The 12,582-nt window shown below is 64.9% G+C and carries 10 protein-coding genes and 1 riboswitch; of the genes, 8 read left to right on the top strand and 2 right to left on the bottom strand.

Annotation, left to right across the window (positions count from 1 at the left end):
• Positions 1-41 precede the first annotated feature (41 nt).
• On the top strand, positions 42-1,118 hold the full coding sequence (locus AC5RW2_RS13715) for an MBL fold metallo-hydrolase (RefSeq protein WP_493963196.1): 1,077 nt from the start codon (positions 42-44) through the stop codon (positions 1,116-1,118).
• Positions 1,115-2,476 (top strand): MFS transporter, encoded by a 1,362-nt coding sequence (locus AC5RW2_RS13710; RefSeq protein ID WP_493951041.1) that lies wholly within the window; start codon positions 1,115-1,117, stop codon positions 2,474-2,476. Before AC5RW2_RS13715 ends, AC5RW2_RS13710 begins: the two co-directional genes overlap by 4 nt.
• Before the next feature lie 118 nt (positions 2,477-2,594).
• Here the strand turns inward: AC5RW2_RS13710 and AC5RW2_RS13705 are convergent, their stop codons facing one another.
• Positions 2,595-3,527, bottom strand: coding sequence for a LysR substrate-binding domain-containing protein (locus AC5RW2_RS13705; RefSeq protein WP_493951042.1), 933 nt, complete (start codon positions 3,525-3,527; stop codon positions 2,595-2,597).
• A 250-nt stretch (positions 3,528-3,777) separates the two neighbouring features.
• Positions 3,778-3,942: riboswitch (cyclic di-AMP (ydaO/yuaA leader) on the top strand.
• Between the two features lie 3 nt (positions 3,943-3,945).
• On the opposite strand from AC5RW2_RS13705, the gene AC5RW2_RS13700 reads away from it, so the two are divergent.
• The 3 genes from AC5RW2_RS13700 (at position 3,946) to AC5RW2_RS13690 (ending at position 9,011) form a co-directional block, all read left to right on the top strand.
• Positions 3,946-4,824 carry a C40 family peptidase gene (locus AC5RW2_RS13700; RefSeq protein WP_493951043.1) on the top strand — a complete coding sequence of 293 codons (879 nt, stop codon included), beginning with the start codon at positions 3,946-3,948 and terminating at the stop codon, positions 4,822-4,824.
• Positions 4,825-5,394: 570 nt separating this feature from the next.
• On the top strand, positions 5,395-6,921 hold the full coding sequence (locus tag AC5RW2_RS13695) for an MDR family MFS transporter (protein WP_493963195.1): 1,527 nt from the start codon (positions 5,395-5,397) through the stop codon (positions 6,919-6,921).
• A gap of 248 nt (positions 6,922-7,169) precedes the next feature.
• Positions 7,170-9,011 carry an HNH endonuclease signature motif containing protein gene (locus tag AC5RW2_RS13690; protein WP_493963194.1) on the top strand — a complete coding sequence of 614 codons (1,842 nt, stop codon included), beginning with the start codon at positions 7,170-7,172 and terminating at the stop codon, positions 9,009-9,011.
• Between the two features lie 80 nt (positions 9,012-9,091).
• Here the strand turns inward: AC5RW2_RS13690 and AC5RW2_RS13685 are convergent, their stop codons facing one another.
• Positions 9,092-9,475 carry a hypothetical protein gene (locus AC5RW2_RS13685; RefSeq protein WP_494074081.1) on the bottom strand — a complete coding sequence of 128 codons (384 nt, stop codon included), beginning with the start codon at positions 9,473-9,475 and terminating at the stop codon, positions 9,092-9,094.
• A 101-nt stretch (positions 9,476-9,576) separates the two neighbouring features.
• On the opposite strand from AC5RW2_RS13685, the gene AC5RW2_RS13680 reads away from it, so the two are divergent.
• Genes AC5RW2_RS13680 through AC5RW2_RS13670 form a run of 3 tightly spaced genes read left to right on the top strand, consistent with a single transcriptional unit; the run spans position 9,577 to position 12,567 of the window.
• A complete protein-coding gene (locus AC5RW2_RS13680; protein WP_494074080.1) occupies positions 9,577-10,650 on the top strand; it encodes a hypothetical protein in 1,074 nt (357 codons plus the stop codon).
• A 31-nt stretch (positions 10,651-10,681) separates the two neighbouring features.
• The gene (locus tag AC5RW2_RS13675) at positions 10,682-11,914 is read left to right on the top strand and encodes a sensor histidine kinase (RefSeq protein WP_493963192.1); all 1,233 of its coding nucleotides are present in this window, start codon (positions 10,682-10,684) and stop codon (positions 11,912-11,914) included.
• Complete coding sequence (locus AC5RW2_RS13670; protein WP_493951049.1) at positions 11,911-12,567, top strand: response regulator; 657 nt, start codon at positions 11,911-11,913, stop codon at positions 12,565-12,567. The genes AC5RW2_RS13675 and AC5RW2_RS13670 overlap by 4 nt, the downstream gene beginning before the upstream one ends.
• Positions 12,568-12,582: the final 15 nt, after the last annotated feature.

Raw genomic sequence — 12,582 nt, 5'->3', positions numbered from 1 at the left:
GCCGGCACCACGGGCGGACAGATCTTTAGGAGCTCGACCCGATGACCCTTTCCCTCAAACCGCACGTCGTCACGCTGGGCACAGCCGGCGGCCCTCGCTGGTGGACCGGTGAGAACGCAGGCCGCCGCACCGGCATCTCCACTGCCGTCGTCGTCGGCGATGCCGTCTACCTGGTGGATGCCGGCAACGGAGTGGGACGCCAACTGATGAAAGCCGGCCTCCAGGTTTCGTCACTGCGCGGAATTTTCCTGACCCACCTGCACTCCGACCACACGATCGATCTGGCCGGGCTCGCGATCTTCGGACTATTCACCCTCACGCCGGGACAGCGCAGCATCCGCATTCTAGGTCCGGGTGACCGGGGCGAACTGCCGCCTCCCTCCCCCCGCGCGGCGGTGCCGCCGTCGCCGGTCTTCCCGGAACTGCCTACACCGGGTACCCGGGACATGTTCCACCACCTAATGCAGGCCTACGCCACCGACCTCAACGACCGGGTCATCGACGCCCTGCGCCCCTCGCCGCTGGACTATTTCGTGGCCGAAGACATCGTCGTCCCCGACACCATCGGCTACCACCCGAACCAGAACCCGACGCCGGCCGGCATGGAGCCGTTCGAGATCTACCGCGATGAACTGGTCACAGTGACGGCCACTTTGGTGGAGCATCCGCCCGTCGCGCCCGCCTTCGCCTTCCGCTTCGATACGGCCGAAGGGTCGGTCACCATTTCCGGCGACACTGCACCCTGCCAGAATATGGTGCGGCTCGCCCGCGGCACCGATCTGCTGCTGCACGAAGCCATCGACTTCGATTGGGTCCAGCGCGCGTATGGCAGCATCGACACCGAGGAAGCCCGGGCTTCGATCGACCACCACCGCAGGTCCCACACCTCGCCTCAGGACGCGATCGCGATCGCACAGCAGGCCGGGGCACGAACCCTGGCGTTGCACCACCTCGTGCCGGGAACCACGCCGGACGCGGTATGGCAGGCGCACGGCCAGAACTTCAACGGCACATTCCTGATCCCCGATGATCTGGACGTGATCTCTTTCTCTTCCACCGACCCGGGGCCGACTGGAGTCGGCGGAACCGATGACCATGAAATGGCGGCTGCACAATGAGCAATGACACGACAACGGCGTCGACACCGGCCAAGCACGGCAAACCTGCGGACGACCTGAAGATCCCCAGCCTCAACACGCCGGAAATGCGGCGTATCCTGGCGTCCAGCTTCTTGGGCAGCGCCATCGAGTTCTACGACTTCATCCTCTATGCCACCGCGGCGGCGCTGGTTTTCAACACGGTTTTCTTCGTGAACTTGGACCCCGCCGTGGGTATATTCGCCTCCTTCGCCACGCTGGCCGTCGGCTATCTTGCCCGCCCGCTCGGCGGCATCATCTTCGGCCACTTTGGTGACCGGCTCGGCCGCAAGGGCGTGCTGATCACCTCCATGATGCTGATGGGCGTGGCCACCACGCTGATCGGGCTGCTACCCACCACGGCCCAGATCGGCATGGCCGCTCCGCTGGCGCTGATCGTCCTGCGCATCATCCAAGGCTTGGCCGTGGGCGGCGAATGGGGCGGTGCCATGCTGATGGCCTTGGAACACGCGCCGAAGGAGCGCCGCGGGTTCGCGGCCAGTTTCGCCAACATGGGCGGCCCCGCCGGCGCAGTGTTGGCCACACTCGCGGTTTCGGCCGTGTCCGTGCTGCCGGATGAACAGTTCCTGGCCTGGGGCTGGCGGCTGCCGTTCGTGATCAGCATCGTCTTGGTGGGCATCGGCCTGGTTGTTCGGCTCAAAGTAGCCGAGTCTCCGCTGTTCCTGGCGTTGGAGAATAAGGCCGACGAGAAGAAGATCCCGATTCTCGAAGTGCTGACGAAATACCCGAAGAATGTCGTCATGGGCACGCTGGTGGGCATGAGTTCCTACACCGTGCAGGGCCTGATGACCGTGTGGGCCATCTCCTACGTGGTGGACGAAGTCGGCTTGGACCGCACCGCCGTGCTGAACGTCAAAGCGATCGGCGCGGCATTAACCGTCGTTGCCATTTGGTTCGCCGCCCGGCACAGCGACAAGCTCGGCCGCCGTCCGGTGATGCTCATCGGCATCGCCGCCGGCGCGGTACTGGCCTTCCCCATCATGTGGATGCTGGAACTCGGAACGCTGTGGCTCTTTGCCATCGGCCTGTTCCTGGCCAACGGCGTCATCCAGGGCACCATCTTCGGCCCGTTCGGTGCATTCACCGCCGAACTCTTCCCGACCCGGGTGCGCTACACCGGCGCTTCGCTGGTGTACCAGCTCTCCTCCACGCTGGGCGCAGGGTTCACCCCGATGATCGCAAGCGGCCTCGTGCTGGCGGCCGGCGGTGAACTGTGGATGGTCGCTGCGGTCTGGGCCGGCGCGTTCGTGCTGGCCGGGCTTTGCATCCTGGGCATCAAGGAGGGTAAGAACCAGGACCTCACTGCGGAGAACATGTAGTCTCTGCTCGCTAGGCCTGAACGTTACGGCGGCCGTTGCCCGAGGCAGCGGCTGCCGTCACGGTTAAGCCGTGCCGTGCCGTCGTGCGTTTGTCGGCTGGGCGCCGCGTTAAGCCGCGTCACGCCGTCGTGCGCTCGCCGGATCCGCTCGCAGCCGCGCCGCCAACCTCCGCACAGAAGTCGAGAAAGGCCCTCAGCCTGAGGCTTGGCTTGGTGCCGCTGGCGTAGGCCACGCAGACGTCGCTGTGCCCGACCGGCCCGTCGATCTCCACAGTGGCCAGCGGAAGACCGTCGTAGCTGTGGTTAGCCGGCGGCCGCTGCACCAGCACGGTGTAGCCGAGGCCGCGGGCCACCATGCCCCGCACAGCTTCAAAACTCGAAGAACGCCAAGCGATTTTCGGGTCCAGTCCGGACAACCGCAGGTTGACCAATTGGTTGTCCCGCACGGTCGGGATGTCCAGCGAGACGAAGTCCTCTTCGGCCAGTTCGGCAAGCCGGACGCTTTTTCGGGAAGCCAGCGGGTGGTCGGCCGCCAGCAGAACATAGGGCCGGCCTTCCTTGACCGTTCGCGCCTGCACGCCGGGCAGCAAGTGCCGCGTATGGGTAATCACCGCATCCAGGTAGCCCTCCTGCATCCGGTGCTGCAGCTCGGCGGCTTCCCCTTCCTCCATGGTCACAGTGAGCCGCTGATGGGGCTTGATGAACCGTTCGCTGATCACCGGGACCCAGAAGGCGGAGAGGGTGCTGTAGCAGCCAATGGCCAGCGGACCGACCAGTCCCTGCTGGCGCTCGATGATGCTGTTATGCACGTCATCGGCGTGCCGGACCAGGCTCCGGACGTCTCGCAGGAACTGTTGGCCGACACCTGTCAGAGCCACTCCGCGGGACCGGTGCCGTACCATCAGCTGCGCGCCCACGATCCGTTCCAGATCCGTCAGCGACTGAGACATTGCCGCTTGTGAGATGTGGCTGGCGGCTGCGGCGGCGGAGATCGATCCGTGATCGGCGACTGCCACAAAGTACTGCAGTTGCTTGAGAGTGAAGTTGACCACCAAGTCACCGTACAAGTAATGCGATGTGGATGGATTTCTGGGCGGATTGTGCCGGTGGATGTAGCGGCCATACCCCGTGGTATCGCCCGCGTCGGATGTCTGTTCTTCCCGACGAGGCCCCGCTCTCAGGTTATCCACAGGTAAATCTCAGGGCTTGGACAGTTATCGAACCGTTATGTAACGTAATTGCAACGACGGCGAACATCCGCCGCCGTCCTCGGAAGGTATTGCTGAGCTCTGCCAACCTTCCCGAGTTCGTTCGCTAGACATCTGGCAGAGGCGGGGGACCCACTTTTCCGGGCCCCTTTGGGGCCCTTGGGGTTAAGTCGCGTGGAGTGCATGCCGCACTACCGCACGACCGGGTGACTCCCATCCGAATCCGACAGCTCACCTCGTAAGCATTGGGAGAGGTTACTTCTTGCTGCTCAAAAACAACCGTGCACGCCACCGCGCCACCCCCGTCCGCAACACCACTGTGGCCGGCCTGACCAACGCTGTTTCATCCCACGCCGGCACCGTCGGCCGCAGCGCCGCCGTTGTCACGGCTGCCGGCGGTCTGATGCTGGGCGTCGGCCTGCCAGCCAACGCTGCCTCCGATGTCATCGTCCCGACCTACGGTGCAGCCGATGTTGCGGACGCCGTTGCCGCCCCGGCCAACGCCAGCACCGAAGCTGCTTCCGACGCCGCCACCCACACCGTGGTCGCTGGCGATACCGTAGGCACGATCGCCGCCCAGTACGGCAAGAACGTGCAGGACGTACTGGCCGCCAACGGGCTGAACGCTTACACGATCATCTACCCGGGCGACCAGATCGCGCTGACCGGTTCCGCGCAGGGCACCCAGTCCGGCGGCGGCCAGGCTGCCCAGGGCACCAGCGTGGCAACCGTAGCCACCCAGGCTGCACCGGCAGACACCGCCACCGTTTCGCTGGCCAGCACCGACATCAAGCCCGCTTCCACCGGCGGCAACCAGAGCATCGTGGACATCGCCATGCAGGGCGTGGGCACCCCCTACGTCTGGGGCGGCACCTCCACCTCCGGCTGGGATTGCTCCGGCTTCACCCAGTGGGTTTACGCCCAGGTAGGCGTCGACCTGCCCCGCACCAGCCAGACTCAGGGCAGCGCCCTGACGCCGACCAGCAACCCGAAGGCCGGCGACCTGGTCGTGCAAAACGGCGGCGCCCACATCGGCATCTACCTCGGCGGCGGCAAGATGATCAGCGCGCTCAACCCGAGCCAGGGCACCCTGGTTCACGACGTGAGCGCCATGCCGGTCACCGGCTACTACACCATCTAGTAGCCCCACAGTTTCCTGGGCCGGTCATTCCCCCCAACGGCCGGCCCAGGACCACAGGGAGCCCCGTCGGCATGCGCCGACGGGGCCTCTCCTCTTTAAGCACGGGCATCTCCTCCTTAACTGCAGGATTTCTCCTCTTAACTGGCAGGCTCCTCCTCAAGGGGACCCGTGCCTCTTCCCGGCGAAACTTCTCCTCTTTAACACGGCTCTTTAACACGGGGCCCCTTATACAACGGGGCGTTGCCTCCGTAACGCGTAATCGCTGCCTTAACCGGCGAAGCTTCTCCCTTTGGGGCGAAGCTTTGCCTCTTTAACCGGGCTTTGCGGTCCGCAGTCCGTCTCTGGCCCAAGGCTTGGCATCGGGAACTGCAGCGCACTCCCCCGCCCCATTCCGAGGCGACCCTGCCCCGTCGGGCGAGCACCGGCGTCGTTATTTGCCAGACCGTGAGGGGTAGCGGGAATAGGAGCTGATGGCCGAGGGTTAGACTACTATTCCGCCGTTTTCGCCGGCGTTCTTGGCCCTTCGGAGGCCGACCACAACAGCACGCACTCCCACCCGAGGATTCTCCCGTGAGTAATGAACCGTCGACGAATAGTGACTCGGCGCGGCCCGGGCAGGCCCAAGGCAGCGGTTTGACGGCAGATGAATCGCGCCGCAACCGCAGGGTGATCGGCATCCTGCTGGTTTCCGCTTTTGTGGTGATCCTGAACGAAACCATCATGTCCGTGGCCTTGACCGACCTGATGGAAGACCTGCACATCAGCGCCCGCGCGGCCCAATGGCTGACCACCGCGTTCATGCTGACCATGGCGGTGGTCATCCCGGTGACCGGCTTCCTACTGCAGCGTTTCACCACGCGCCAGGTTTTCACGGCGGCCATGCTGCTGTTCTCGTCGGGCACGCTGCTGGCCGCGCTGGCGCCGGGGTTCGAGGTGCTGCTGGTGGCGCGCGTGGTGCAGGCGTCGGGTACGGCGATCATGATGCCGCTGCTGATGACCACGCTGATGAACCTGGTGCCGGCGGAGGACCGCGGGAAAACCATGGGCAACGTCTCGATTGTGATTTCGGTGGCACCGGCGATCGGCCCGACCATCTCCGGCCTCATCCTCCATGCGCTGTCCTGGCGCTGGATGTTCTGGTTGGTGCTGCCGATCGCTCTGACCATGCTGCTGGTCGGCAACCGGAAGATCCAGAACGTCAGCGAGCCCAGGCAGGTTCCGCTGGACGTGCCGTCCGTGGTGCTCTCCGCCATTGGCTTCGGCGGGCTGATTTACGGCCTCAGCCAGGTGGGTTCCGGACATGGAACAACGACGGCGGAGCCCACCTCGGGTGGCGCGATGTGGGTCGCGTTTGCGGCCGGCGGGGTGGCACTGCTGGTGTTCCTGCTGCGCCAGGTGCGGCTGCAGCGCTCGGACAAGGCGCTGCTGGACCTGCGTCCTTTCCGTGTCGTCAACTTCTCCATGTCCGTGGGGCTGATGGCCGTGAGCATGGCGGCACTGTTCGGCACCATCATTTTGCTCCCTATATATATGCAGCAGGTTTTGGGGCTGGAACCGCTGAAGATCGGCCTGATGCTGCTGCCGGGCGGGTTGCTGATGGGCCTGCTGGCACCGGCCGTCGGCCGACTGTACGACAAGTTCGGACCGACGGTGCTTTTGGTGCCGGGAACAGTACTGGTCAGCGCCGTGCTCTGGTACCTGTCCACGGTCACCGAGAACACGGCGCCGATGACTCTGCTGGCCGCGCACCTCGTACTCAGCCTGGGTCTGGCGCTGCTTTTCACGCCGTTGTTCACAGCCGGCCTGGGCTCGGTGCGGCGGCCACTATACTCGCATGGAAGCGCGATCATCGGCACCGTGCAGCAGGTGGCCGGTGCGGCCGGCACCGCCATGTTCGTCACCGTGATGTCCATGCAGACCGCTGCGCTTGCCGCCGGCGGCGCGGAAACGACGACGGCGGTGGCGGGGGGCGTGCGTGCTGCCTTCCTGGCGGGAGCGATCATCTCCGTGGTGGCCGTGGCCGCCGCGTTCTTCATCCGGAAGCCGGTGGAAGAACCGGCCGAGGTTGCCCGGAAAGGTGCGCCGGTCGCGCATTGAGCCTGGTGGGCTGCGCCCGCCGCAGCAACATGGTGCGGCGGTTGCTCACCTGCACCGTTGTGGGGCGGCGCCACGAAACGGTGCTCCACGCTTGCAAGGCACCCGTTTTGGTCACCCATCGCCGGCACTCGACTCCACAGGTTCCCGTTGCGGGCACTCCGCCTCCACAAGTACCCATGGCGGCCACCTTATCCACCTTTGAGTGCTGGGTTCTGCTCGCCTGTACGCGCGCTGCATAGGCTGGATTTATGGCGATTGAGGCGCTGGACGAGGCTCCGGGAGCAGAGCAGGATGAGTCCGCTCTGCTGGACCGGTTGCGCGCCGAAATCACTGGGTTGAACGGCCGGCTGCGGAACGGCGGGCTGACCCGCAGCACAAAATCCGTAGCCCGGACGGCAGAACAGGTTGAAGAGCTGGCCAATACCGTTTCCCAAACCCAGCTCATCCTGGCCCGCATCATCAAAGCGCAGAACATCGCTGCCGTCGGAGAGACGGACACACCACACGACCCCGACGAGCCGAATCGTCGCAAGCACGGCGCGTACAAGACGAACGAGGATTATCTCCGGGCGAAGCTGGGCATTGCCCGGCAGGAAGCGGCGCGCCGGTTCCAACTAGCGGAGGCCACCGAAGCCAAGCCGGCGCCCGAGGGCACGCCCGTTCCCCCGCCGCGGTTGCCGGTGCTCGCCCGCGCGTTGGACGAGGGGATGGTTTCCGGCCAAGCCGCCGGCTTGATCCGCAAGGCCATCGACGGCCTGCGCCGCACCGCCGATCCGGAGCAGCTCCGCAAGATGGAAGAGGCACTGGTCAAGCATGCCTCCGATTACGACGTCGACTCGCTGCGGCTCCTGATTCGGCAGTGGGAGGGCGGACTCAACCCCGGCGGCGCCGATCCCGGTCCGGCCGACCTGAAATCACGGCAGGGCTTGTTTTACCGGGGCCGGCGCAACGGCCTTCACTGCTACGAGATCAACGCCACCGATGAGCAAAACGAGGTCCTGGCCACGGTCTACAACTCGGCCACCAACCCTCGATTGCGGGAAGGCACCGCCACGGCCGAGACGGTAGGATACGACGCCGCCGACGCGGTCAGCGCGCTCAATGACGACGACGCGGCCGACTTCATCGACAACAGCGAGACAGCCCCGGCAGCCGAGGAATCCGTCCCGATGGCCGGTCCCACTGACGCCTGCGGCACTGCGGACCAGGGTCACGGACACGATACGGGTCCTGATGCTTCAACCGATTCCGTGCCAACAGATGGGCGCACCCGGCAGCAGAAGCAACTGGACGGGCTTATCGGTGCCTGCAAGGTCGCGCTGACCACGGATCTGTTGCCGGCAGCAAGCGGACGACGTCCCCAGTTGCTGGCCACCATCGACTACAAGGACCTGGCCTCTGAGCTCGGCCGCCCGGGAGCCAGTACTTTCTCCGGACCGCTGAGCGCGAAGACCATCCGCCGGATAGCCTGCGATGCGGACATCATCCCGGTGGTCCTTGCCGGTATGGGCGTGATTCTGGACGTCGGCCAGTCGCAGCGGCTGTTTCCGAAGTACATGCGGCTGGCAATCATCGCCAGGGACGGCGGCTGTGCCTTCCCCGGCTGCACCGCCCCTTCGCCCTGGACGGAGGTGCACCACATCCGGTGGTTTGAAAAGGGCGGCCCAACATCCACCGACAACGGCGTGATGCTCTGCAGTCACCACCATCACCTCATCCACGAAGGAGACTGGCGGATCGAGGTCATCAACGGCGTCGCCTGGTTCTTCCCGCCGCCCGACGTGGATCCGGCGCAAAAACCAGTACGCAATCACGTCTGGCTCAAGGACGCCCAGCTGCCCGAACGACCTCCCGAGCCGGCCCTGCTGGGCACCAACTCCGGGCAGTCCGCGCACCCACCTCGGGGAGACTTGGGTAAACCTGACGCGGGCGCTCTAGGAACACCCGTTGACCACACGGATCCACCGGGACGGGCGGTGCAAGCAGAACTTGATATTGGCTTGGACTCCGTCGCAGAAGGTGGCGGCCCGGGCGGACCTTTCAGCCCATTCCGCGGGTGGCCAGAGCAGCCGGAAACTCCCCCGTTCTGAGGGAGATGGGCCGCCCGGCCACGAGGTGCCGTCAGGACCTTTCGCCATCCGCACGATGACCAGGGGCGGCAGATGGAACTTTAGCCAGCGCTGTAGTCGTCGCAGGCCTTTTGCATGGAGGCGACGGTTTCGGCCGGGATCTGGTCGCCGGACTCGGCGATCTGCGACATCGGGCCGGTGATTTCGGCGGGAACGCCGGCGGCGTCTGCGGCCGTGACCAGTCCGCCGAGCAACTGCTTCTCCTCTGCACCGACTTTACCGTCGCGGATCGGAGCGCATGCCTGCTTGACCGCTTCTCCAACAGCGGCGTTGGCCAGATCGGACGCGGCTTGGCTGACGGCTTCGGAAGCAGCGTTGGCAGCCTGGTCGGCTGCGTCGGAGGCGGCCTGTTCGATCTGTCCACAACCGGTGGCGACCAGGGCCACGAGCGGGAGCATCAGCAAAGCAGAGTATCGGCGAATCACCCCGCAACTTTACTATGAGGCACTCGCTTTCCCTCATTCGGGGGATGCCTCTAGCCCGGCAGCGGGATCCGCGGGCGAACCGTGGTGAGAAGACTGAGATCATGACTACTTCAGAAGTGAAACAGCATCCTCCAGTGGCTAGGGGCCGCTTCATCGAGCGCACGCCGTTGATCACGGCCTTGGCGGCGGGTTTCTACGCGCTAGCCGCTATGTTCTTCCTGCTGACGCAAGGTTCATTGCCTTTGGTTCCCGCCGAGGCCCTATCTCACGAGTTAAACGGGCCGCTGGGCGCCGTCCTCAACTATCTCCTCCCCTCCTTGGCGATGGCCGGATCCCTGCTTGGATTTGCCGCCCACTATCGGCTGCTTTCTGCCCGGGCCTTCGTGTTGGGCTCCACGGTCTTTGCCTCTACATATGGCGGCATCGTGCTGTTGGTGGTAGTCGATAGCAATATTTTGGCGACGCTGGGCTATCTGCCGTTCCTTATGGTCAAGTCCTTTACCGATCCGGGATTCTTTCAGACAGCCATCGACCTGCCGTGGCCGATCGTGGGCCATCAATTGGCTTGCATCATTGGGGTCGCGCTGTGGATCTTGACCACAGTGGTGGCCGTTCGCAGGCGTTCGAGTGCTTGTGTCCGCTGCGGTCGCCAGGCTTCAGTGGTAACTGCCAGACGGTGGGCAACGCCGGTGACCATCGCTGCAGCCACCATTCCTGGGATCTATGCAATCACGCGTTTTGCTTGGGCGGCGGGCATCCCGCTCGGAGTTGAGCCGGTCTTTCTGCAGCAGATGCAGGACACTGGTCTGGTGTACGCCGGCCTTGGCTTGGCTGCCATGGCGTTGCTTGGAGTTTTGCTGACGCTGGGTCTGATCCAGCGCTGGGGTTCGGTGTTTCCAGGCTGGATCCCCTTCCTGGGCGAACGGCGGGTCCCGGTCCTGTTGGCTGTCATTCCGGCCGGCTTCGTATCCCTCATCACGATTCCCGCCGGGGCCGAGATGATTCGGGTGTTCACAGTCCGCGGCGCGGGTGGCATCCCGTTGGACTGGGCCAACTGGGCAACGATCGGACCGACGCTTCTGTGGATCCCCTGGGGCCTACTGCTCGGCGCCGCAACACTGGCCTACTACCTCAAACACCGCGGTTCTTGCCCCCGGTGCGGGCTCAGCGGATGACGGCCAGCAGGCGATGGCCGAGAATGAGCCCATGACGGAAACGGGCCGGAGGCCCTTGCAGCGAGCAGGGCGGATCTTCAGGCACTTCGTGTTCATGATGATCGGCGCCCTGCTCGCCGTGCCGTACATCGTTGTCTTTATCTGGGCCACCCAGCTAGCGGCGGTGAGTCCAGCCAAAGCTGCCGTCGCGTTTACCGTGCTGGTCCTGCTGCTCGCCGTGCCGGCCGCGCTCTCCGCAACCCGAGCATTGGAACGAACCGCCGTCGGCGAGCTCTTGGCGGTAAATCTGGTTGAACCCGCTGGTCCCGTGACACGGCAACGCCGCATCAGGGGCGCGGTTTGGTACCTCGTTCATCTCATGGCCGGTGGCCTGACCCTCGTGGCTATCGCGTTCGCGGCCCCGCTAATCATCGCAGTGTTGATCCTGCCGTTGCTCGGCAACGCGGATTCCGCCCGCGAACTGGCCGCCGCGGTCGGCCCCTTCACCGATGGCACGACGGCGGCGCTGTGGTCATTGGGTCTGGGCACCGGAGTCATCATGTTCACCATTTTGGCCGGCATTGCATTGCCGCACTGGGCCACACTTCTGCTGGGCCCCTCTCCGGCAGAGCATCGGGCGCTAGAAGAGGAGCAGGCGCGGTTGGAAGCCAAACGGAATGAGCTTGCCCGCCAGCTCCACGACTCGGTGGGCCATGCCCTGACGGTGACCACCCTCCAGGCGACTGCCGCCGAAGCCCTGCTGGGACGTGATCCCGATGGGGCAGCGCGGGCGATGCGCGCGGTCGCAGACACCGGCCGTAGTGCGCTGGCCGAACTCGATCGAGTGATCGGCATTTTGCGTTCCCCCGGAGAGCAAGTAGAAAGTCCTGCGGGACTTCGGCAGTTGCCCGATTATTTGGACCATATGGAAGACCAAGGCCTCCGAGTAGCACGCGCGTACGATCCCCGGACGCTGCAGGAAGTGCCGGCAGGAGCGTCGGAGGCCGCGTTCAAGATCCTGCAAGAGGGGCTCACCAACGCGCTGAAGTACGCTTCGCCGCGGGAGGCTAAGCTGCACATCGAATCCATCGGAGGGTGCCTGCAGCTCCGGCTCGCCAATCCGGTAGAAAAGAGCCGGGATGAGACCGCCTCGGGGGCCGGAGGCCGCGGCCTCGCGGGAATGCAAGAGCGTGCCAGACTTGCAGGCGGCACCACGCGGTCCCATTTAAGCGGCGGCCGCTGGATCTTGTCCGCAGAAATTCCGTTGCAGGAGCCTGCCACATGAACCAGCCGATCCGCGTCTTGCTGGTGGACGACGAACCGTTGGTCCGCTCCGGTCTTGCCGCCATTCTCGGTGCGCACAAAGACATCGAAGTCGTTGGTGAAGCCTCCGATGGAACGGAGGTGTGGCCGGAAGTGCGGCGGTTGCAGCCGGACCTCGTCATGATGGATGTTCGGATGCCGCAGGTGGACGGCCTCGAGGCGACCGCCCAATTAGTGGCGCTCGGGAGCGTGCGCCCCAAGATCCTGATCCTGACCACCTTCGAAAGCGACGACTACGTCTACCAAGCGCTAAAAGCTGGCGCCGACGGCTTCCTGCTCAAACGTGCCCGGCCGGAAGAACTCCTCCACACCGTGCGTGCAGTCGCCGCCGGCGATTCCATCGTCTTCCCGGCCAAGCTTCGCGAGTTGGCCGCACTCAACGGCCGCCGTTCCCCCGACCGCGTTGCTGCTGCCGGGCTCAGCCGGCGCGAGGCCGAGGTCCTGCGTCTTCTGGCCCGCGGTTATAACAACCAGGAAATGGCGCAGTCGATGTTCCTCGGCACCGAGACCATCAAGACGCACATCGGGTCGATCCTTTCGAAGCTCCGGGTCCGGGACCGCACCCAAGCCGTTATCGCAGCCTACCAATCCGGCTTCATGCAGTCAGACGACTGAAACCCCAAGCTGATG

Source organism: Arthrobacter sp. B0316-1-20, from assembly GCF_059091865.1.
The sequence above is the reverse complement of the archived record's forward strand: the minus strand, read 5'-3'. Positions and strand labels throughout refer to the sequence as shown.